The following is a 23690-nucleotide window of genomic DNA, read 5'->3' as shown; positions in this document are numbered from 1 at the left end:
TAAGTATTTCAATCCTAGCTTCAATCCCCGAAAGCTATGAAATTAAATGCTAAAGGCAGGTCTTCTGACTTACTCCCGTTTTTCTGTCTTCCCGTACCGGTTAAGCGGAACAGTGACTTGTAGATTGAAAAACGTTACAGAGCTTACAGCTGCGGGACAGTTACAGATTTACACTGTATTCCCTTTTAATCCCGATTTTACACCGGGAACCAAAAGCAGCGCAAATGTAGTAAAAAGAGCGGATAGCCGAAAGTGTGTGCTAGAATAGAGCTGAAAATTAATAAATGATAATAAGGGTCTTTAATTGGAAAGGAATGTCAGTTAGATTTCGGGAACAGCAGTCCCGTTATCCGCTGTAGCTCCGATGAAAAATCGGAGGCTGCCGCTCCTACCGGGTTTATAAATCAGGGCCTCAGATTAGAATCCGTGAATTAATTCTTGACGGTCTGTGGAGACAGAGACCATAGAAATAGAAAAAGGCCTGCAAAAAAATGCAGACCTTTAGGTTGAGAGGTTATTATTGAATGTTATTTTAATGGAATATGGCTAAATCAGGGAAATAGATTTTAGTAAAATCTGTGGTTACCCCATCACCACCGTATTTAATTTTTTTCACCAAAGCACCCGTTGATGCATTGTAGATGAGCAGGTAATTTACTGTAGAAGCTGCACCGTAACCCTGGATTCCGTTAACAACGATATAATCTTTATTCCTGTCGTAACGAATAGCACCGTATACCATAAAAGGATCTTCGGTGATATTGATAAATGGCTGTGCTAAGGATGTTTTATCGCCATCGATATATTTATAAATTGCTTTTCCTGAATGATAGAAAACGGCATTTTCTTTAGTTGAGGCCGTAATACGGGTTGGTGCATCAAGACCGAATGATCCTACAGCAACGGCTAGGCCAACACCTGCAGTGTCTAAATTATTGTCGATTGCAATTAAACGGCTACCTGTTGAAGCCCAGATTTTTCCATTTGGTGTTTGTGCGAATCCACGGTTGATGTTTGAAAAACTCTTGACCAGCGAATAGTTACTGGAAGATACAATCTTCGCACCATTACTCTGTAGCAGGTAAACGTAATCGCCTTTCTTCCACATATCGCCCGTATTTACCGCACCTACTGTTGTTAGTTTATTTTGAACGGTAAGCGTATTCAGGTCGATCTGGTACACACCATCATTTGCACTGACCAAACCCCTGCTCCCATCAACTTGTATAATACTTCTCCAGTTGCTGGCTTCCTGTACGTATCTGGCCTCTTCTTTTAAAGTTTGTTCATTTATTTTAACAATCGGACCATTTATTTTGCTCATGAGGTAAATACTGCCATTAATTATCGAAGCAAACTGCAAAGTACTTGTTTTAGCGGTGTTTGATAAGGTTTTTCCCGGGTTTTCCTTCTCATATGCCCTAATGGAAAGGGTATCATCACCATAACGGTAAAAGCTTACTGCACCTGCACTCTGTCCGTAAGATCCCTCGCCGATTACAAAAAAGCCGTTATCATATTTTCCTGCGACTGGATCAATCTGTATATCATTTACACTGTCTTTTTTACAAGCATAAAGACCCGTTGTTAAAATTGCTGCAGCTACAAATATTTGTTTAAAGTTGAATTGTTTCATTCTGATATATGGTGTTATTTATTTTTTAAAAGTTTAAGATCAACCGCTCCGCCGAATTCTGTCGAAATCTCTCCGATATAGCGCGAACGGTCGTTATCATTATCCGGACTGAAAGGATTTCCGTTGCTGTTTTGCCCGGTATAAACCTTTACAAAATCGATAGAGGCAAGCGTTACTTTTTTACCAGTAGCATCAACAGCCCAATCGATATCGAAGGTATTGTATCCCCTGCCAAATTGTTCCTGCAAGCTTAAATATTCGCTTGATCCATTATCGGCATAACCAAAATTGAATGGTTTATTTGTAATGATTTCTCCGGGAGCAAGTGTGTTTTTAATCAAGGTTCCGGTGAAAGAAATTTCATTAGTAGTGGCCCAGGAAGGAAAATAATCCTGGGTGTGGAATTGATTTCTCAATACCAACCCCTCTTTGCCCTGGTTATCCGTCCAGCGGATATCATCCGTTAATTTCGAGGGTTTATAATAGGTGATTTTATAATTCTTGATGGTTGCCTGATCGTTATATTCACTTCCAGCTAGTTCGTACCACACATCATCAGGCAAACCGTTTTTATTCTGGTCTTGCATTACACAAACAATACCAGGCTCAGAGAATTCCATACCTGCACCAATAAGCGGATTGCCATAAATGCCAAGGTCTGCCCCTGAGCTATTGGTTACACTGTGGTCGAAGCCGAATATAATGTATCCCCCAAAACCGCCCAATGAAACCAGTCCATTACCTGCACTGCCGATCAGGATATCGGTCTTTACAAGGTCGTTGGTAAACTGTCCGGGTGCTTGCTTAAAATCATATATTTTATGGAGGTATGGCGATTGGTTTGTTGTTGGTTTATCTCCTTCCTCCTCTTTTTCTGCCGGATTTTCCTTCTTGCAGGAAAGAAGTACAGCAGATAAAAGTGCTAAGCTTATTATTGATTTTATTTTCATCAGCATGTTTTATTTAATTCCCAGATCTACTGCGCCTTTAACTTCGGTTGAGACTTCTCCAAGAAGTGTGTTTCCTTTTTCTCTTTGCCCGGTATAAACTTTTACGAAATCGATGGTTTTTAAGGCGATTTTCTTTCCGGTTTGATCAACGGCCCAATCAAGATCAAAACTGTTATATCTTTTAGTGGCATAATCATCCTCTATCGACCAACTATCAGTATAACCCCATGGAAAGGCATTGTTAATGAAAATACTGCCGTTTTTACCCCATGTTGAAGGCAGTAATGTTCCTTTTAAAGTTAATTTTTCCTGATCGGGTGCAAATTCTGGGTAGAAATTGTGTTTGTGGAAATTGTTTACATCGTAAGTTCCGCTGCCACCTTGATTGTCAGTCCAGCTTACATTGGCAAAACCTTTCGGATTGGTGTAGGTGATTTCGTAGTTTTTAATGGTCAGCGGATTGTTGTATTCGCTCCCGGCGAGTTCATACCATTCATCATCAGGTTTGCCATTTCCATTTATATCCTGACTCACCATAACGATCCCTGGCTCGGCAAAAGGAGTTGTACCACCAATCGGATTACCATAAATGGCGAGGTCGGCACCGGTATTGTTTACTACCGAGTGGTCGAAACCAAAAATGATATAACCACCAAAACCACCTAAGGTAACCATGCTGGTTTTGCTTACATCACCAATAATTTTCTGTGCACCTGCAAGGCTTCCCAAACCTTCATTGATAAACTGGCCTGGCGCTGGTAGATATTCAAAAACGGTGGTGATAAATTTGGTGCTGTTTGTGGTAATCTCCACTACCGGAATTGGCACCGTTACAGTGTATTTGTGCGAAAAAGATCCGGCGTTGTTGCTCGCGGTATATTCAATTACATAAGTACCGGCTTTTAGGGGTGTAAAATCGTAGTTATAAGTGCTGCTTACTACTTTACCATCGAGTTTCCATTGGTGATTAAAGCCTTTTCCATTATTTGTTCCTGCGGCAAAAACAGTTTTGGTATTCACTTTTCCAGTCATGGTTTCTCCTTTAATAAAGAGGTTAACATCAGGAACGGCTTCATTGTCTTTTTTGCAACTGTATACCAGCGTAGCAATACCAAGCGCTAATAAGAGATAACTTTTTTTCATGTATGTGTTTTATTAAATTATTTATTCTGTGTGTAATTTGATAGGAATAATGATGCTCCCTTATTCGTATTTGTAACTGTAATTGAATACAGCGTGCTGAGGCAATGCGCCAGTTTCAAAACTGAATTTTACTTTACCATCTGTTCCAACACCATAAGCAGATCCTGAGGTGCTGCCATAGCTATTGGCATCAGCAACAATCACTTCTTTATTGAAGGGATTGATTGTTAATCCGTAAGGTATATTTATAGCCTGTCCGCTTGTAATTAAACCTGTACCAATGGCACCAGTTGCTGTATTAAGCGATTTAATTTCAGGGTTGGAATAAATATCTTTGGCTACATAAGCTGTTGAGCCATTGATCGCAATTATGCCGAGATCGTAACTATAAGAACCTGTTTTGGTATCGCTGGCACTACTGATTCGATCGAGCGATGGGTCGTTATTGATGATGTAGTCGTTCCAGCATACCACGAATAAATCGCCGTTATCTGCTGTTTGTATTCTTACCGGATTATTGTTTACGGTAATGTCTTTTGTTTTGGTAAAGGAGGCGAGATCAATTACTGATACCTTATTTTTAGCTCCGTTCTGATAAAAAGGGTGCGATGAATTGCATACATATAATTTTCCGTTTGCTACCGCCAGCTGCTCAAGGCCTTCTGAAAGCATTATTTCACCATCAATAGCCATTGTAGCGGTATCGATGCGGCTCACTTTACCATCATAACGCGATACATAAGCTTTGTCTTTATAAAAGGCAACAAACCTTGGCAGGTAACCATCCGTTGCTGAATTGAATGGAATCCTTTTTAGCGATTTGCAGGTATTGATATCGATAATGTCCAGAAATGACTGTTTCGTACCCTGAATACCAGCCACCACACAATACATTTTACTGCCGTATTGCTCTAAATCGTTTGCGGTTTCGCCGAGCGATGTACCATTTACCTGTTTGTAATAATCTTTAACTGTTGCTTTTGTAGCCATATCATAGTAAGAAATGGCACTGTTACCACCTCCCATCAACCCTTCGCAAAGCATGTAAATGCCCTTGGTACCTGTAATGATTTGTTTTTTCTCCGCTATTTCAGTTTTATCTTTTTTACAGGCAGAAATACATATGGCCGTTGCGGCCAGTATAATTAAAATGTGTTTTTGGTAAAGTTTGCTCATGGTATATATTTAATTTGTGAATGTGATGTGTGCTGGAATATCGCCTGTGGTAACCGACCATTTTAATCGCCCTTCGGGACTATAACAATGTAATTTGCCTGGGCTAACGTAATCTTTGGCATCGGTTACGTAAACGTCCTTACTAATGGGGTTAACCGCAATTCCGTAAGGAATTTTAATGTCTTTTTCAGTGCCATCACTAATGAATTTGCGATCCATCAGGGTTTCATCTTTCGTATTGATCATGTTGTAGGTAATCTTGTTCTTGCCTTCAATGTAGTTCCATTCGGTGCTGTAGATGTAGGCGTAATCATCATCTATCACGAGGTTGCTGGCCGCGATATTGAATACCTTTTTAACCTGGTCGGTTTGGCTATCGATAACAAAAAGTTTAGCTGGAATGGTGTAATAATCTCCTCTCGAGCTGACGTACAAGTCGCCATAATGGTCGGCTTTTACGCGGCTGAGATTAATGGCCACTTCGATTCTTTTAATTTCAGTAAAACTGGAAAGATCGATTACGGAAAGCGTATGTTCGTAATCGGGCGGACTGTATCCTCCGGAGTTGGCTACATAAAGTTTAGTCCCAATAATGGCCATTTCCTCCGGTTGCCTGCCCACTTCAATAGTTCGATTTACCCTTAGTGCCGTGGTATCAATTTCAGCCACTATCCCATTAGGGGCCTTCGGATCGCCAACTTTGCCTAAATAAGCACTTACATACGCTTTTCCATTACTGAATGTGATGTAACGGCAGTTGGTGATATTGATCTGTCCGATTTTTTTACCGGTTTTAATGTTCAGTACCTCAACCTTGTTTGATATGTTAACCACTACATAAAGTTTGCTACCGTATCGGCCAATATCATTGCCTACATCGCCCAAACCTTTGGTTACTTCGGGATTAACCTGATTGTACAGGTTACGGGTGTAAATACCGTTTACGAGGTCCATATAATCAAGCGAAGCTTTATTCATGTTCATATTGCCTTCATTCACCAGATAAAAACCTTTAATGACTGATGTTGGCTCAGGTTCTACTTTGGTTATTTCAGATGGTAGCGGCTGCGGATCTTTTCTACAGGCACTGATAATCACTATAGGAAAAGCCAAAACGAATATTAAAAACTTTAAATGCCTCATAATTTATAGTTTAAGGTTAACCTGTAATTTCTACCTGGCATTGGAAAATTTGGGATGATATCGTAATACTGGTTAAGCAGGTTATTTACTTCTCCGTTTATACCTATGCTACCATTTTTCAACTTAAATTCATAACCTATAGCTGCATCATGAGTATACCATGGCTCCATATAATTGTAAATGTTGTTTGCTTTTTGGTTGTAACGGAATCCAGTATAAATAAATCCATAGTTGGCGTGCCATTGATGATAATCTAACCGGGTAAGAAATGATCCACTATTTTCAGGGATATAAGGAATCTGATCTTGATAAGTTTCCTCAAGCTTTGAAGTTACATCAACGGCTTTCTGATAAGTATAATTGATGCCAATGTTGATGGTGAAATTGCTAATCGGCTCGAACGCTGTTTTTGCGTTAAGTTCTAAACCACGGATATCAACCAGGCCGATGTTGTACATTATCCAACGGTACAGGTTTGCACCGGGTTGTGCCACAATTTTATCTTTTATACGGTTATAATATACATCCGATTGGATATCGATAAATTTGATCTCATGGTTTTTGAAGTTCTTGAAATAGGTTACACCAACATCGTACTGTTTGGTGTATTCGGGATTTAACAGGGTATTGCCGATAAACGTATAATACAAATCGTTGAAGGTTGGCATTCTGAATATGTTTTTATAGAATGCACGGACCCGGATATCCTGATCTTTTAATAGTTTCCAGGAGAGCATTACGGTTGGACTAAAAACCTGTTTATTTCCGGATGAGGAATACAGTTTTACCCGATCGACTACGGTTGTGCTTAACAGGTTTGCCTGGATATTGAGCTGCTTAAAGATGAAGGATGAACTTAAAACATTTAAGAAGGTATTGCGAGTAGGATAAGGAAACCTGTATATGTTGGCATCTAAAGTCTGGAAGTTGTAATCAGATGCGTAAGCAGCCTCCCAAACTGAACTGATTTTATATTTGGCAGCAACCGACAGGTAGGCTTCCTGTTCTTTAAACCGGTTATCTAAAAAACCTGTGGTGGTTACATAATCAGGATCAAGGTAGCGTTGATATATATAAGCATATTTACCATTTACCAGAATGGAAAATTTATTCGATAAGTTTTTTTCTGCATTTCCCTGGATAAAGAAATCGCGGTCCCATATTCTTTGTGTAAAATCGAATCTATTGGCTACAATTGCTCCGGGTAGTCCCCTGTCTGATAAAAATGAATAGGCCTGTGCATGCCATTTACCGCCATTAAATTTACCAAATAATGCAGCCTGTAAACGGAAACGCTCCACGTTTCCATTGTTTCTTACCGCAGTGGTATCGAAAACCCCGTTGGTGTACCTGAATTTATATTTCCCGTCTGCATGGATATATTCGGTATTGATACTGGCCTTTAGTTTTTCGTTAATCTTGTACAAATAAACTAATGATGGATTAATGAGTCCGAATGATCCGTTTTTTAATCCGAGTTCGATCTTTTGCTTTTGGCTTTTTTCGAAATCAGGATCTTTGGTTTTGAGGTAAATGCTGCTTGCGGAGGCATAACCTTTCGCTGGAATCAGTAATTCTGGCTTTTGACCACTGTATAGAGAAATTTCTTCGAGATTGTTCAGCGAGAATTTACCTAAATCTACCTGGCCGTTCTGCGCATTGCCAATCTGGATGCCATCTAAAAAAACTGCAGTATGGTTGGTGCCTAAACTACGTACATTAACCGTTTTCATTCCACCTATTCCACCGTAATCTTTCAGCTGCACACCCGAAAGGTAGCGGATGGCATCGGCAACAGACAGGCTGTTTATCCTTTTAAGCTCATCAGCTGATAGGATTTGTACCGGTGTAGGCGATTTACTTTGTTCGGTTAACCGATATTCCTTAATCTGAACTTCTTTTAGCTGTGTGCTTTTTAGGGTACTATCGCTCTGTGCCTTTGTATTTAAAGGCAATAGAAATCCTGTCCATAAAATGGAAGAAAATAGAAAAAAATGCATTGTGCCCGCATAGGCAGAATGTTTATGTGTCATTTTGATTGTGAGTTTAACCCACAGCCAACAGATGGAAAAGAAATGAAATACGAATACGTAAGTACATCACCCCTTAGCTTCAATCCCCGAAAGCTATGAAATATAATGCTAAGGCAGGTCTTCTGACTTACTCCCGGGTTTCCGGCCTTCCCATCCCGACGAGTCGGAACAGTGGCAGATTGATTGGAAATCCGTTAAGGAGCTTACAGCTGCGGGACAGTTACAGATTTACACTGTATTCCCTTTTAATTCCGGGTGTAAAGCCGGAAACCAAAAGCGCTGCAAAAGTAATAAAATTAAATAACTTGTAAAATGGATGATGGAAAATGGAGGTTTTAACAGAAAAGACTAAATTAGGAATCAATTTTTTACCTATGAAAAGAATATTAATTGTTGCTTTTTCATTAATCAGCCTATCTGTTATGGCGCAAAAAACCGATACCGTTTTTCTGAAGAAACTGATGGAAACCAGGCCAGAACTTTTTTCTGCCGTACTCAATCATCCTGATCAAAACCAGATTCAGATTCTTTATACGCAGGTTAACCGCGATGCGAAAAATAAACCCACGTTTAAAACATTTAGTTACAACTTAGATCCGCACCACTATTTTTATCCGGCCAGTACGGTTAAACTGGCTGCAGTCATTTTTGCTTTAGAAAAAGTAAATCGTTTAAGAAATACAGGCTTAACGGCTAACAGTGCCATGATTACCGATAGTGCATTTAAAGGACAAACGAAAGTATTAAAAGACTCGAGTGCTAAAAACGGGCTTCCATCAATAGCGCATTATGTTAAAAAGATTTTGCTGACCAGTGATAACGATGCCTTTAACCGTTTGTTCGAATTTATCGGCCGGGCAGAAATTAACGAAAAACTAAAGGCAAATGGCTTAAATGATAGCCGTATTTTAAACCGCCTGGCCATTGGTGATGCGGGTGAATCTGCCAAACATACCAATCCCATTAAATTTTATAATGGTGATCATCTGGTGTATGATCAGGCTGCCCAGTATGATCCAAAAGATTATGAATTGAAATTAAGCCATCTGGTAATGGGCACAGGATACATGGATAGTACCGATAAGCTGGTAAATAAGCCTTTTAGCCTTGGGGGCAAAAATGCCTTCGCCATTAACGATCAACAGAAACTGATGCAGAAATTAATTTTTCCTGATGCTTATCCGCCGAAAGAAAGGTTTAACCTCACACCAGAAGATTATAAGCTGATTTATACGTACATGAGTAAATATCCTACAGAAAGTGATTTTCCTAAATACGATCCAAAAGAATTTTGGCCAACCTACGCGAAAATGCTGTATTACGGAAGAGAACAGGTAAGTCCTGATCCTGATATTAGAATTTTTAATAAGTATGGAGACAGTTACGGTTACATCATCGATAATTCTTATTTTGTTGATTTTAAGAATGTAATCGAATATTTCCTTACAGCAGTAGTACAGAGTAATGAGGATGGCATATTTAACGATAATAAGTACGAATACGAAACAGTTTGTTTTCCTTTTATGAAAAATCTGGGGCGTACCATTTATGATTTCGAATTAAAAAGACCTAAAAAGTATAAGCCCGATTTAGGTATGTTCAAAATGGATTATGCCCATTAAAACCTTTCCTGATCTTTTAAGGTTTATTGCGTATAAATTGTATAAAAAACTATACATTAATTAAAAAATAATATATTCGCATTTCAAAATTAAAGAATACATCTCTAATGGCTAAATTATTAATAATTGACGATGAGCGAGCGATAAGGAGTACCTTACGCGAAATTCTGGAGTACGAAAATTACGATGTTGAAGATATCGATAACGGTATCGATGGCCTCGAAATGATCAAAAAAGGAAATTTCGATCTGGTACTTTGCGACATCAAGATGAATAAGATGGATGGTATGGAAGTGCTCGAACAGGCACAGATCATTAAACCCGATCTACCGTTCATTATGATATCGGGTCACGGTACAGTTGAAACGGCCATTGAAGCCAGTAAAAAGGGAGCTTTCGATTTCATTTCGAAACCACCTGATTTAAACCGTTTACTAATTACCGTTCGTAATGGTTTAGACCGTGGAAATTTAGTTACTGAAACCAAGGTTTTAAAGCGCAAAGCGAGTAAAACCCGTGAGATTTTAGGCGAATCGGAGAGCATTTCTAAAATTAAGGAAACGATAGAGCGTGTTGCCCCTACTGAAGCGCGTGTATTAATTACTGGTGCAAATGGTAGCGGTAAAGAGCTGGTAGCCCGTTGGTTACACGAAAAATCGAACCGTGCTGATAGCCCTTTAATTGAGGTGAACTGTGCTGCGATTCCATCAGAATTGATTGAAAGTGAATTATTTGGACACGAGAAAGGTTCATTTACCTCAGCAGTTAAACAACGCATCGGTAAATTTGAACTGGCCAATGGGGGAACTTTATTTTTGGATGAGATTGGCGATATGAGCCTTTCTGCCCAGGCAAAAGTTTTACGTGCATTGCAGGAGCATAAAATTTCGCGTGTGGGTGGAGAAAAGGAAATTGAAGTAAATGTTCGCGTTTTAGCGGCAACCAATAAAGATTTATTAAAAGAAATCGAAGATGGTAATTTCCGTATGGATTTGTACCACCGCTTAAATGTAATTAATATCCATGTGCCACATTTAACAGAGCGTACCGATGATATTCCCGTTATTGCCCAGAACTTTTTAGAAAATATCTGCAGCGATTATGGAATGCCGGTTAAGAAAATAAATGATGGTGGTATGTCTGCCTTAAAAGCTTTACCTTGGACAGGGAATGTACGTGAGCTGCACAATATGATTGAGCGCTTGATTATTCTGAGCGACAAGGTAATTACTGAAAATGATGTACGTGCTTTTGCCAATCCAGGCGGTGGCACAAACATTGGTGCAGCGACCAGTGCGCAAATTGCAGGTGCTGGAGGCTCGAGCCTGGCTTCTTCTTTCGATTCGTTCAATAACTTTCAGGATTATAAAGATCACGCAGAGCGGGAGTTTATCAAATTCAAACTGGAGAAAAACAACTGGAATGTATCAAAAACAGCTGATGAAATTGATATCCAAAGAAGCCATTTGTATAGTAAAATTGAGAAATTCGGCTTAAAAAGAGCAGAATAGCATTATAGCAAAGAAGTCAAGTTTTTAAAACTTGACTTCTTTTTTATGCTGCAACATTAAAACCCCTTCCTATCCCATATAATCATTCTGTCTCATCAGTAATGCTCTGTATTTATTAAAAATTGCTGTTTTAGAAACGAAACCCAGATACTGGTTTTGCGCAGTTAATACGGGTAAAATCCATACATTATCCTGCTCCATTTTCTCTAATACCATTTTCAGATCATCATTTTCAGTAATCACATTTGGGGCTGGTTGTACCAGATAAGAAGCTTGCAGGTTTTCCTTATCCGGGTGATTAATCATTTCATTAAATAGTTCTTCGATATAAATGATGCCCTTAAAATCGCCCAGCTCATCTGTAACCGCACAAATGTTTTTACGCGATTGCATAATCTCATTCATTTTAACCGAAATCAGATCGTTCATATTTAACTGCGGATAGGTTTTTTCGATCAAATACTTCAGTTTCATCTGGTTTAAAACAGTCGTATCTTTATCATCATGTGATAATAACTCGCCTTTATCCGCCAGTGCTTTGGTGTAGATAGAATGTTTTTGTGAGCTGCGGTTAATCGCGTAAGAAATGGCAGTAGTAATCATTAGCGGTACCATTAAGATATATCCACCGGTAATTTCGGCAATCAGGAAAATACCGGTCAAAGGCGCATGCATAATCGAGCCTAAAGCAGCGGCCATGCCCGCAACAATAAAGTTAGATACATTTAACTGCGCCAGGCCGGATAAATTGACCACATAAGCAAAGATAAATCCGATTAAACCACCCATAATCAAACTCGGCGCAAACGTGCCACCGTTACCCCCAGCACCTAAGGTAACCAAGGTGGCTATCGATTTCATAAAAATGGTTACCACTGTAAACAGCACTACTAAAGCCGGAATGGTATTGTAATCGGCAAAAATACTGTTGTTGATCACTGCTTGATAATCGCCTTTTAACAAACCTTTTATGGTAATATAACCTTCACCATATAGTGTTGGAAACAGGAATACTAAAACACCAAGCATTAAACCGCCTACAATTACTTTGGTATAAGGATGTTTGATTTTATAGAATAATCCTTTTACAGCATAATTGGCTTTAGTAAAATAGATTGAGAATAAACCAATAAAACAGGCTAGTATCACGTAGTAAAACAAAGCGTTTACCTTCCATCCTTCTGTAACTAAGAAGAAAAGCTGTTGGGTATAAAATAATCTTGCTACTACTGCTGCTGTTGCGGCCGATAATAATAGCGGAATAAATGCCGGAATGGTAAACTCAGGTAATAGAATTTCAATAGCGAAAACAATCCCAGCCACCGGGCTGTTAAATGCTCCTGCAATACCGGCTGCTGCACCACAGGCCACTAGCATGGTAATTTCACGATAAGATAAACCCAGCAAACGGCCAAGGTTTGAGCCTATTGCCGATCCACTGGTCACAATTGGAGCTTCCAGCCCTGTTGACCCGCCAAAACCAACCGTTACAGCTGCGGTAATAATCTGCGAATAAATATTGTGTGCTTCTACCTTACTCGATTTTTTTGAGATGGCATAAAGCAAAGGCGTTAAACCTGTTTCGAACTTGGTTTTACGGATAAAGTATTTAATGTACAAAACCGTTAAAAAAATACCAATCATTGGAAATATGAAGTACAGGTAGTATTTATATTTCCAGTGCCAGTCTGATTGAAGAAATTCTTCGATATGGTGGGTTAAACTTTTTAAGGCGGCAGCTGCAAGTCCTGCTAAAATCCCGACAATTACGGCCAGGATAATTAAGAAATTACGGTTTGATATTTTAGATTTTCGGTATTGGTTAATCTGATCAAGGTAATTTACAAATCTGATGTACATTCTATTGTTTTTTAATAGAGGGCGGATAGCCCAAAAGTAACAAAAACAACGAAACGAGCCAATTTAAAGGGCTGTTTTATGCATCAAATTTATCCAGTAACTTAATTAAGGTTGCAAAATCTTTTGGATAAGGTGCATCAATCACAATATCTTTGTCATCTAAACCTTTAAAAACCAAATGCCTGGCATGTAATGCGAAACGTTTCATAATGGGTTGCTCCTCCTCACCTTTGGTTAATTTATAACCTCTCTTAATTGACGAAAGAAAAACGGGTTTCCCTTTATACATGTCATCACCAACAATGGCTGCTCTTTGCGTAGCCAGGTGAATACGAATCTGGTGCATACGACCAGTAATTGGCTTGCACTCTACCAAAGTGTAGTGTTTGTAGTATTTTAAAGAATCGAAAATGGTTTCCGCTCTTTTACCTTCTGCCCTGTCGATGGTTACATTTTTATTGCCATCGTTCAAGATTGGAAGATCAACCGTTAACTGGTCGAAAATGACATGCCCGTCTACTACCGCGTGGTAAGTTTTATTCACCTTTCTTCTTTCGAACTGCATGGAAGCATGGCGATAACCTTCAGGGTTTTTGGCGATAATTAAAGCACCGGAAGTTTCTTTATCCAAACGGTGACAAACCTGTGCATCATCGCTATACTGTTTGGCCAGACGTAATACATTGGTTTCTCCAGATCCGCCGCGTTCATCGAGCGAGGCTAAAAATGGAGGTTTATTGATAACAATAAAATCGTTGTCTTCGAAAAGAATAAGGTCTTTAAAATTAGGAAACTTCAAACTGTGCTGTAATTAATGAAGTGCAAAAATACGATTTTATTTTTTTAAGGCAGTCGTCACCCTGAATTTATTTCAGGACCACATTCTGGAAAGATGTTGATCCCAAATATTCGGGACAGCATGACGAATTCTTTACGCGTATCGTCCTCCTGAACTTGTTTCAGGATCTAATTGAAAATTTAAGTCCAAAAAAAGCCGCTCCGATGTAGATCAGAGCGGCTAAATAACTTTAGCTTTTATAATTATTACTTAAGAAAGCTCAAACTTATAACCTACCCCTTTTACGGTTGATACATAAGTTTCACCTAATTTTTCTCTCAGTTTACGGATGTGAACATCAATGGTTCTGTTGGTTACGACTACCGAGTCTTCCCAGATATTTTTAAGGATCGATTCGCGGGTATAAACTTTTCCTGGTTTTGAAGCCAGTAAGTATAAAAGCTCAAATTCCTTTTTAGCCAATACTACCTTGTTGCCACCTTGAAATACTAAATAAGCTTCACGGTCGATCACTAAATCGCCAATTTCCAGTTTGTTCTCCGATACTTCTTCTGTTCCGGTATTTCTCCTTAAAATCGCATTAATGCGGCTTACTAAAGCACGTGGTTTAATCGGTTTTGCGATATAATCATCAGCACCTACATTAAATCCAGCAATCTCCGAATACTCCTCACTTCTGGCAGTTAAGAAAACCATAAATGTATTCTTGAATTCAGGTATGGCACGCATTAAACGGCAAGCCTCAATTCCATCCATCTTAGGCATCATAATATCCAGAATAATTAAATCCGGATGTACCTTTTTCGCAACAGTAATTCCTTCCTGGCCATTGGTAGCGGTGAAAACCTGATAACCCTCTTTTTTAAGGTTATACTCAATTAGCTCCAGAATATCCGGTTCATCATCAACAATTAATATTTTCTGACCTGCGTTGTTCATAGTTAAATATTTGTTACGAAAGTAGTGTCTATGATGCAATATTTAGTTAAGCCTAAGTTAAGAAATTGTTAATTACTTAAATTAGTTTAACATGGAATTTGTTTTAAAGTAACGTTTTGGCTAAAAAGGCCTCCAGTTCTTCACCACGCAGGTTTTTGGCTATTATTTTTCCGGAAGGATCAACCAGGTAAGATGTTGGGATAGCCTGTACCTGGTATTTTTTTACCGTTACACCATTAAAATCTTTCAATTCCGAAACGTGTGTCCAGGTTAATCCATCAGCTTTCACTGCACCTAACCATGCTGCCTTGTCGGTATCTAACGAAATACCGATGATATCGAAGTTCTTAGCTTTGTATTTATTGTAAACCTTAACTACGTTCGGATTCTCCTGACGGCAAGGCTGGCACCACGATGCCCAGAAATCGATCAGTACGTATTTCCCTTTATAGTCTGATAAACTTACCGGTTTATCATCAGCTGTATTGATGGTAAATGCCGGCGCAACCTGTCCTACCTGAACGGCTTTTAAAAGTGCCATCTGTTTTACAAAGGTATCAACCGTAGCATTGCCTTTAATTTCTTCTTTAACCTCATCAGCAAATTGTACCAATTCTGCTTCAAATTCCTGCGGACTTAAAGTATTCATGGCATAAAAACTGGCTAGCGTACCTTTATTGTCTTTAGCAAATTTTATAATCTGCGTATTCAATTGATTGATGTACGATTCGTACTGAGGTTTCATCGATTCTAACACAGCTGCCCTGTTTTGAGGCTGTGTTGCTACTTTCGCTTCGAAATCAGCCTGTAATTTTTCTACCTGTTTGGCAAAATTGTTTCTAATGGTATTTAGTTCTGATAATTTTTCAACTTCATTTGCACCTGAAATTTTATAAGCCATTGTTTTGTCGGCCAAATCAGCTTCTAATTTAATGTCATCGCCATTTTTGGCAATCAACATAAACTCATGGTTACCTACCGATACCCTAAAGAAATCAACCGATGGCGTTTTACGGATGAATTTAAATTCACCTTTTTCCGATAGATTGGTAGAATCGATCGCAACCATATTGCTATTCTGCATACCGTATAAAAATACTTTCTTCTCCGTTCCAGGATTTTGGAAAGTTCCGTCAATCGTAAAGCTATCTTTGGGTTTACATGCAGTGAAAGCAATCGCTATCAGCATGATCAGGCTCAATTGTTTTAGTCTCATTATTTCAGTTTTTCAAGTATTAATTCATTTAATTTTTTAGCATCAGCTTTACCCTTGGCAAGTTTCATTACATCGCCAACAAACAAACCTAAAACGCCTTTTTTGCCTTTCTTGTACGCTTCTACCTGTTGTGGATATTTATTTAACACTTCATCAATAAAACTACTTAATTCGTCTCCGTTTTCAGAGATCAGTAAGTTTAACGATTGTGCCAAATCAGTAACTTTTGCATTTGCTTCCAGTTCAACAGCGGGTAATAATTGTTGAATAGCAATCTGTTGTGTGATTTTTTTATCATCAACCAGGTTAATGGCTTCTGCCAGTTGCGCCGGGTTAACTTTAAAATCGGTTATGGCAATTCCTTTTTCATTTAAAACTGCTCTAATCGGACCAATTAACCAGTTAATCAGGCTTTTTTTGTTATGAACAGCGGATTGAGCCTGATTAAAATAGTTTAACAGGTCTAAATCTTCTGCAAAAAGCGTTGCATCTGCCTTGCTGATCCCAAATTCTGAAACCATTTGCTTCGATATTTCATTAGGAAGCGCAGGCATTAACGATTTGATCTCTGCTAACCAGGCATCAGAAATGTGAATGGGTTGTAAATCAGGATCTGAAAAATACCGGTAATCATTAGCCTCTTCCTTGGTACGCATTGGTGATGTAGTACCTTTATCGGCATCAAAATTTAAGGTACTCTGGATAATCTTTCCTCCTTCATTAATCACTTCTACCTGGCGGCCAAATTCAAAATCCATTGCCCTACGTACGTTACGCATGGAGTTTAGGTTTTTTACTTCGCAGCGTGTTCCAAATTCGGTAGAACCCTGAGGACGGATAGAAATATTGGCATCGCAACGCAGACTGCCCTCTTCCATATTGCCATCGCTTACATTTAAATGTCTTACGAGTTTTCTGATTTCGCTCAGCAATACCGAAGCTTCTTCTGAACTGCGGATATCGGGTTCGGTTACAATCTCGATTAAAGGTACACCTGCACGGTTTAAATCAACTAATGAATAGTTGTCGTCCTGATCATGAATGCTTTTTCCGGCGTCTTCTTCCAGGTGGATGCGATTGATCCCGATTTTCTTTGTAGAACCATCAGCCAGTTGAAGCTCCAGAAAACCATTCACACAAATCGGTTGGTTATCCTGCGTAATCTGATATCCTTTTGGCAGATCGGCATAGAAGTAATTCTTACGGTCGAAATGGTTGGTCTGGTTAATGGTACAGTTTAAAGCCAGGCCAATACGGATTGCTTTTGCAACTACTTCTTTATTTAACTTCGGTAAAGCTCCGGGCAATGCCAACGAAACTGTAGATATATTTTGATTGGGTAAAGCCCCGAACGATGCACTATCAGCGGAAAATATTTTAGTGTTTGTATTTAACTGAACGTGGATTTCCAGTCCTGAAACGAGTTCGAAAGGAGTTTGGGGGCTTGTTTCTTGTAAAGGCATTTAAAGCTTCGTATTGTTATAGGTTTTATTAACCACAGATTTCACCTCTAAATGCTGATTTAATCTGTGGTTAAATATTATGAGGTCAAATATAGTTATTATTTACGCTTTCGTTAAAAAAGGCTTGATGGAGAAATTTTTAAAAACTCCTGCCAGGGTAAACCTCCGGCACCCACTAAAAGTATTTTATCGGGTTTATACATTTTGCTAAAAGCATCCATTCCGGAAGTGCCTGTAACCAATCCCGTACTTTTAACTTCTAAGCCGATTATTTTACCACGTTTTTCTAAAATAAAATCTACTTCATCATTTCTATGTCTCCAATAAAAAACTTTGTAACCTTCTACAAAAGAAGAATTTAAGAGGTGTGCTCCTATTGAAGATTCGACCATTCTTCCCCATTCTGCCGGTTGTTTTTTTATCTCTTCAAAAAACTCATTTCTTTGAGCGCTTATCAGTGCATTGTTATGGACCTGAAACTTTGGACTGGATGAACGTTTACGGATTACATCAGCTGCAAATTTCTCAATCCCACCAAGTAAACCCGCTGTATCTAACAGATTTAAATAATGTGATAATGTTGTGGTATTGCCGGCATCAGAAAGCTGGCCTAATATTTTGGTGAAAGATAAGATCTGACTGGAATATAAACAGCCCAATTCAAACAGACGTTTCATTAAGGCAGGTTTATCTACACGGGTGAGCATTAAAATATCTTTCGAAATGCTGGTTTCTATCAAAGCATTTGACACATAGTTTTTCCACCGGTCTTCATCGTTGATCAGACCTGCAGCACCTGGATAGCCGCCAAACCAAACATATTGTTCGGCAGTAAAACCGAAAGCACTTTCCATTTCGGCAAAACTCCAATGCCCTAAATAGGTTAATTCGAACCTGCCTGCTAATGATTCTGTTAAGCCCTGCTGAATTAATAATCTTGATGAGCCCAATAAAATTACCTTTAAATTTATGCCATTTCGCATATCTTCATCCCATAAACGCTTCACAATTTCACTCCAGTTATCAATTTTCTGGATTTCATCAATGATCAGCAGATATTCATCAACTCCAGGCTCTTTTAAGAGTTCCCTGGTATGGTTCCATATCAGCTCTATCCAGGTTCTGTCAGAAGCGGCAACAGCATCTGCAGATTCGAATATGCAAGGCGTATCAATTTCCTTGACCAATTGGCTGATTAAAGTTGTTTTACCAATTTGCCTCGGGCCCACAAGCACCTGAATAAACCTTTTTGGTTCATTCATCACTTTTACAAGTTGCTGTAAATAAGATCTTTGGAACATGTTAAACAATTTACTCAATGTGTTGAGTAAAATTACTCATTGTATTAAGTAATTCAAAGCCGTTATTAAATTATCATTGATTTATATAAGCCAAACAGCTGTTTTTTGAATATTATTTATATAAAAAATTATCCAATAAGTTATTGTTATTCAGTTGTTTATACCGTTATTTACAATTTACTCAGTAAGCTGAGTAAAATTACTCAATGGCATATTCAACGTTAAAGAATGTTAAATGGAACGGCTTTAATTAAACTAGTGTGGGCTGCTATCGTCTATCTCAGCAAACACACACAAGAAACCTTTAATTAAAAAACATTATGAAAAAGTTAGTTTTATTTGCTGCAGTTCTGATGGTTTCATTATTCAGCATAAACAATGCAAAAGCACAGCTTAGCTTAAATATCAATATTGGTTCACAGCCAGTTTGGGGACCAACAGGATATGATCATGTTGATTATTATTATTTCCCTGACATTGATGCTTATTATTATGTTCCATCTGGCCAATACATTTATTCGAACGGTGGAAATTGGGTTTGGGCGAACAGTTTACCTGCTCAATACAGAAACTTTGATCTGTACCGGGCTTATAAAGTGGTCGTTAATGAACCAAAACCATATCTGCGAAATAACATTTATGTAAACAGATATAGTAAATATAAAAACTATGGAGGTCATCAAACCATTATTAGAGATAGCCGTGAGACTAAATACTACGTAGTAAAAGGCCATCCAAAATACATTCAAAGACCTACCAGAAATGTAACTGTAGTTCGTAATAATAACCGTCCTACCCGTGTAGTACAAAGAAATGTGACCAGACCTGATCAAAATAATGGTCGCCCTCAGTATAATAATGGTAGAGATAACCGTCCTGAAAGAGATAATAATCAAGGCCACGGTAACGGGCGTCATTAATATTTAGTTGTATAAAGGAGCTTCGAAGGGGGCTCCTTTCTTATTTACTTACTTCTGGCACGTGGTTTGGCTATAAATAATAAACACTAAATGAATTGATTATGAAAAGATTATTTTTAATGGCTGCAGTTATGATGATTTCATTTCTCAGCATCCCAGCAAAAGCACAGTTAAATGTAAATGTTAATATCGGATCTCAACCGCTCTGGGGACCCACAGGCTACGATCATGTAGATTATTACTATCTCCCTGACGTAGAAAGTTACTATTATGTTCCGCAAAAACAGTTTGTGTATTTAAATGGAAACGATTGGGTTTTTGCCAATACTTTACCTGCTCGATACGGCAATTACAATTTATATAATGGTTATAAAGTGGTAATTAATTCACCTAAGCCCTATTTGAATTTCAAAAATGATAAGGTAAAGTATGCCAAATACAAAGGCAATAAAGGCCAGCTGGTAATAAGAGATAGCCGTGATAGTAAATATTATGTTGTAAAAGGACATCCTCATGGTATGCCTCCGGGACAGGCTAAAAAGATTTATGGAAAAGCGAATAATGGAAATAACGGAAAAGGCCATGGAAATGGTAAAGGAAAACATTAATCCATAACCTCACTGGTTTATTTAAAGGAGTTTCGAAAGAGACTCCTTTTTTTATATATCTGTTACAATAGAAGTTTTGGCACAGCGTTTGAATTACTGAAGTACACACAAATAAATGGATTATTATGAAAAAGTTATTTATCATCTCCGCGATTTTAGGTATCGTGGCTTTAACATCTAATCAATCTAGCGCTCAGGTAAGTATTAATGTGAATATTGGTGCTCAGCCTGCCTGGGTTCCTGCAGGTTATGAAAACGTTAATTATTACTATCTCCCGGAAGTTCAATCTTATTATTATGTCCCGCAAAGACAGTTTGTTTATTTAAGCGGAAACCGATGGACAAGATCGAGATATTTACCAGCGAGATATAGAGGTTACGATTTGCACCACGGCAGAAAAGTAGTGGTTTATGGAAATAGTCCATATCGCAATTATAATAGTCACAGGGTAAGTTATTCACATCATAATAATTACTACCGCTCCTCATATGGAGGCGGAAATAGAGTGAGATACAGCTCGCCAAGAAATAATTACAGATCATACCGGGTAGATAACAGGCACCACGATAGAAGTGTAAATTCAAGTTTATTCTCCAGAGGACACCGAGAAAAACATGGAAGACATTAAAATATAAAAAGAGGCTTTAGGGCCTCTTTTTTATTTTACATAGCGTCACCCTGAATTTATTTCAGGGACTATTACATTATTTATATTAATGATGAGGAATAAAACTTTCTGCTTTTTCCAGCACAACTTTTAATCCTGATGCGTTTTTACCCCCTGCTGTAGCATAAAAAGGTTGTCCACCGCCACCGCCTTGAATCTCTTTACCCAATTCCCGAACAATATTCGAAGCATTTAATCCTTTTTTCACCAGGTGATCAGAAAGCATAACGGTTATTCCGGGTTTACCATCAATTTCTGTCGTAAAAACCAGAAACAGGTTATCAACCATATCTTTTAAGGAGAAAGCCAGGTTCTTAACCGCATCGGCACTTTGCAGATCGATGTGTTTAGCAATCAGGTTAATGCCGTTAATTCCCCTTACATGGTGAACTATTTCATGTTTTAAGGTGTTTACACGCTCTATTGTCGATTTCTCAATTTCCTTTTTCAGTTTCGCATTTTCATCCAATAAAGCCTGAACAGATGCTGATAAATCTTTGCTTCCGTTTAGTAATGCTTTTAACACACCAAGTTCTTTTCTTTGGTCTAAGAAATATTGCTCCGCTTTATCAGCAGTGATGGCTTCGATACGGCGAACACCAGCGGCAACCGCACTTTCGGAAACAATTTTGAATGAACCGATTTGTCCGGTTGCTTTTACGTGTGTACCACCGCAAAGTTCTTTAGAGAAATGATCATCAAATGTAATCATACGAACAAAATCGCCGTATTTTTCGCCAAATAGAGCCGTTACGCCACTTTCAATAGCATCCTGATAAGGAACGTTGCGTTGTTCCTTTAATTTAATGTTCTGGCGGATTTTCTGGTTCACAATTACCTCAATCTGTGCCAGTTCTTCATCAGTTACTTTAGCAAAGTGAGAAAAATCGAAACGCAGATAATCTGCATTAACCAACGAACCTTTCTGGTTAACATGTTTGCCTAAAACCTGTTTAAGGGCTGCATGCAATAAGTGAGTGGCAGAGTGGTTATCTTCAGTTAAAATACGTTTATCTTCATCTACAACAGCCCAAAATTTACCTTCTAAATTATCCGGTAAAATATCGGTAAAATGAACGGTTAAGCCATTTTCCTTTTTAGTATCGGTAATGTCTACCCAAAACTGGCGGCTATGGTCTTCTAAACGGCCGGTATCTCCGACCTGACCACCACTTTCAGCATAAAAAGGTGTTTGGCGTAAAACAATTTGGTATTGTTCTTTGCCTTTTGCTTTTACTTTACGGTATTTTAAAATCTCGGTTTCGATTTCTAAATCATCGTAACCTACAAATTCACTCTGTTCTTCTGTGTTTACGACAATCCAATCGCTTGTATCAATTGCTGTGGCGGCACGGCTATCGTCTTTTTGTTTTTTCAAGGCCTGCTCGTAGCCAGCCAGATCAACGTTCCAGCCTTTTTCTCTGGCCATTAATTCCGTTAAATCGATCGGAAAACCAAATGTATCTGATAATTCAAAAGCAAAAGCACCTTCTACCACATTATTAGTAGCCTGATATTTTTCGAAACGTTGGATGCCTGTAGATAAAGTTCTCAGAAAGGAAACTTCTTCCTCCAGCACTACTTTTTGTACAAAATCCTGTTGCGAAATCAGTTCATCAAATACACCTTTAAATTGCTCAGCCAATAAAGGAACCATTTGATTTAAAAATGGCTCTTTAAAGTTTAGAAAGGTATAAGCATAACGTACGGCACGGCGTAAAATCCTGCGGATCACATAACCTGCTTTATTATTAGAAGGCAGTTGTCCATCGGCAATCACAAATGAAATGGCACGGATATGATCGGCCATTACACGCATAGCGATATCCGTTTTCTCCTCAGCACCATATTTAATACCAGATTTTTCTGCAATAAACTGAATCATCGGTTGGAAAACATCGGTATCGTAGTTTGAAGTTTTTTCCTGTAAAACACGTACTAAGCGTTCGAAACCCATTCCAGTATCAACGTGTTTAGCAGGTAAACTTTGCAATGAACCATTTTTTAAACGGTTAAACTGCATAAATACATTATTCCAGATTTCGATTACCTGAGGATGATCGGCATTTACCAGGGTAGCACCATCTACAGCTGCTTTTTCTTCGTCGGTACGACAATCTACATGGATTTCAGAGCATGGTCCGCATGGTCCCGTATCGCCCATTTCCCAGAAATTGTCTTTTTTATTTCCAGGTAAAATATGGCTTTCATCCACATATTGTTTCCAAAGGTCATAAGCTTCCTGATCTTTTTCTAAGCCTTCTTTTTCATCGCCTTCGAAATAGGTAACATATAATTTTTCTTTCGGGATTTTGTAAACTTCAGTTAATAATTCCCAGCTCCAGGCGATGGCTTCTTTTTTGAAATAATCACCAAAACTCCAGTTGCCCAACATTTCGAACATGGTATGGTGGTAAGTATCAATACCTACTTCTTCCAGGTCGTTATGTTTGCCCGAAACACGTAAACAACGCTGGGTATCAGCAACACGAGTATATTTAATGGCCGCCTCCCCTAAAAACAGATCTTTAAATTGGTTCATACCCGCATTGGTAAACATTAAAGTAGGGTCGTTTTTAACCACAATCGGTGCGGAAGGAACAACATGATGTTGTTTCGATTCAAAAAAACTAAGGAATGCCTGTCTAATCTCTTTTGCTGTCATTTCAATATTATTGGAGGGAACAAAATTAAAATTTTAT

At 38.5% G+C, this 23690-nt stretch carries 18 protein-coding genes and 2 riboswitches; of the genes, 5 read left to right on the top strand and 13 right to left on the bottom strand.

Annotated elements, in window-relative coordinates:
- Positions 1-37 precede the first annotated feature (37 nt).
- A riboswitch (cobalamin riboswitch) is annotated at positions 38-229 on the bottom strand.
- 303 nt (positions 230-532) lie between these two features.
- The 6 genes from AC04QZ_RS03550 to AC04QZ_RS03525 are packed head-to-tail and all read right to left on the bottom strand — an operon-like array spanning position 533 to position 8081.
- Positions 533-1636: a DUF5074 domain-containing protein gene (locus AC04QZ_RS03550; protein WP_478356597.1), complete on the bottom strand. Its 1104-nt coding sequence runs from the start codon at positions 1634-1636 to the stop codon at positions 533-535.
- Positions 1637-1650: 14 nt separating this feature from the next.
- Positions 1651-2586, bottom strand: a complete 936-nt coding sequence (locus tag AC04QZ_RS03545) for a PKD domain-containing protein (protein WP_478356596.1) — start codon at positions 2584-2586, stop codon at positions 1651-1653.
- Positions 2587-2595: 9 nt separating this feature from the next.
- On the bottom strand, positions 2596-3729 hold the full coding sequence (locus AC04QZ_RS03540; RefSeq protein WP_478356595.1) for a PKD domain-containing protein: 1134 nt from the start codon (positions 3727-3729) through the stop codon (positions 2596-2598).
- Positions 3730-3789: 60 nt separating this feature from the next.
- A complete protein-coding gene (locus AC04QZ_RS03535) occupies positions 3790-4905 on the bottom strand; it encodes a YncE family protein (protein WP_478356594.1) in 1116 nt (371 codons plus the stop codon).
- 9 nt (positions 4906-4914) lie between these two features.
- Positions 4915-6048 (bottom strand): YncE family protein, encoded by a 1134-nt coding sequence (locus AC04QZ_RS03530; RefSeq protein ID WP_478356593.1) that lies wholly within the window; start codon positions 6046-6048, stop codon positions 4915-4917.
- On the bottom strand, positions 6045-8081 hold the full coding sequence (locus AC04QZ_RS03525; RefSeq protein WP_478356592.1) for a TonB-dependent receptor plug domain-containing protein: 2037 nt from the start codon (positions 8079-8081) through the stop codon (positions 6045-6047). Before AC04QZ_RS03525 ends, AC04QZ_RS03530 begins: the two co-directional genes overlap by 4 nt.
- Before the next feature lie 95 nt (positions 8082-8176).
- A riboswitch (cobalamin riboswitch) is annotated at positions 8177-8372 on the bottom strand.
- Between the two features lie 83 nt (positions 8373-8455).
- Here AC04QZ_RS03525 and AC04QZ_RS03520 point away from each other — a divergent pair.
- Positions 8456-9703: a serine hydrolase gene (locus AC04QZ_RS03520; protein ID WP_478356591.1), complete on the top strand. Its 1248-nt coding sequence runs from the start codon at positions 8456-8458 to the stop codon at positions 9701-9703.
- A gap of 107 nt (positions 9704-9810) precedes the next feature.
- The gene (locus AC04QZ_RS03515) at positions 9811-11214 is read left to right on the top strand and encodes a sigma-54-dependent transcriptional regulator (protein ID WP_086546355.1); all 1404 of its coding nucleotides are present in this window, start codon (positions 9811-9813) and stop codon (positions 11212-11214) included.
- Between the two features lie 69 nt (positions 11215-11283).
- Here the strand turns inward: AC04QZ_RS03515 and AC04QZ_RS03510 are convergent, their stop codons facing one another.
- The 6 genes from AC04QZ_RS03510 to AC04QZ_RS03485 all read right to left on the bottom strand — a co-directional run bounded on the left by AC04QZ_RS03510 (position 11284) and on the right by AC04QZ_RS03485 (position 18792).
- Positions 11284-13074 (bottom strand): chloride channel protein, encoded by a 1791-nt coding sequence (locus tag AC04QZ_RS03510; protein WP_086546353.1) that lies wholly within the window; start codon positions 13072-13074, stop codon positions 11284-11286.
- A 76-nt stretch (positions 13075-13150) separates the two neighbouring features.
- Positions 13151-13873, bottom strand: a complete 723-nt coding sequence (locus AC04QZ_RS03505; RefSeq protein WP_029274339.1) for an RluA family pseudouridine synthase — start codon at positions 13871-13873, stop codon at positions 13151-13153.
- 249 nt (positions 13874-14122) lie between these two features.
- Positions 14123-14812, bottom strand: a complete 690-nt coding sequence (locus tag AC04QZ_RS03500; protein ID WP_029274338.1) for a response regulator transcription factor — start codon at positions 14810-14812, stop codon at positions 14123-14125.
- 103 nt (positions 14813-14915) lie between these two features.
- Complete coding sequence (locus AC04QZ_RS03495) at positions 14916-16028, bottom strand: redoxin domain-containing protein (RefSeq protein ID WP_478356590.1); 1113 nt, start codon at positions 16026-16028, stop codon at positions 14916-14918.
- The gene (gene gatB, locus AC04QZ_RS03490) at positions 16028-17491 is read right to left on the bottom strand and encodes an Asp-tRNA(Asn)/Glu-tRNA(Gln) amidotransferase subunit GatB (RefSeq protein WP_478356589.1); all 1464 of its coding nucleotides are present in this window, start codon (positions 17489-17491) and stop codon (positions 16028-16030) included. The genes AC04QZ_RS03495 and gatB overlap by 1 nt, the downstream gene beginning before the upstream one ends.
- 113 nt (positions 17492-17604) lie before the next feature.
- Entirely contained in the window at positions 17605-18792 is a 1188-nt protein-coding gene (locus tag AC04QZ_RS03485) for an ATP-binding protein (protein WP_478356588.1), read from the bottom strand.
- A 320-nt stretch (positions 18793-19112) separates the two neighbouring features.
- Between AC04QZ_RS03485 and AC04QZ_RS03480 the strand changes: the two genes are divergently transcribed.
- From AC04QZ_RS03480 to AC04QZ_RS03470, 3 genes are all read left to right on the top strand, one after another.
- Positions 19113-19712 carry a hypothetical protein gene (locus tag AC04QZ_RS03480; RefSeq protein ID WP_478356587.1) on the top strand — a complete coding sequence of 200 codons (600 nt, stop codon included), beginning with the start codon at positions 19113-19115 and terminating at the stop codon, positions 19710-19712.
- 101 nt (positions 19713-19813) lie between these two features.
- Positions 19814-20320 carry a hypothetical protein gene (locus AC04QZ_RS03475; RefSeq protein ID WP_478356586.1) on the top strand — a complete coding sequence of 169 codons (507 nt, stop codon included), beginning with the start codon at positions 19814-19816 and terminating at the stop codon, positions 20318-20320.
- Between the two features lie 125 nt (positions 20321-20445).
- A complete protein-coding gene (locus AC04QZ_RS03470) occupies positions 20446-20949 on the top strand; it encodes a hypothetical protein (protein WP_478356585.1) in 504 nt (167 codons plus the stop codon).
- 85 nt (positions 20950-21034) lie between these two features.
- On the opposite strand, the gene alaS is transcribed toward AC04QZ_RS03470, so the two are convergent.
- Complete coding sequence (alaS, locus tag AC04QZ_RS03465) at positions 21035-23653, bottom strand: alanine--tRNA ligase (protein ID WP_478356584.1); 2619 nt, start codon at positions 23651-23653, stop codon at positions 21035-21037.
- Positions 23654-23690 lie beyond the last annotated feature (37 nt).

It is taken from the genome of Pedobacter folensis, assembly GCF_056490665.1.
Note: the sequence above shows the minus strand (reverse complement) of the source record. Positions and strands in the feature narration are given on the sequence as shown.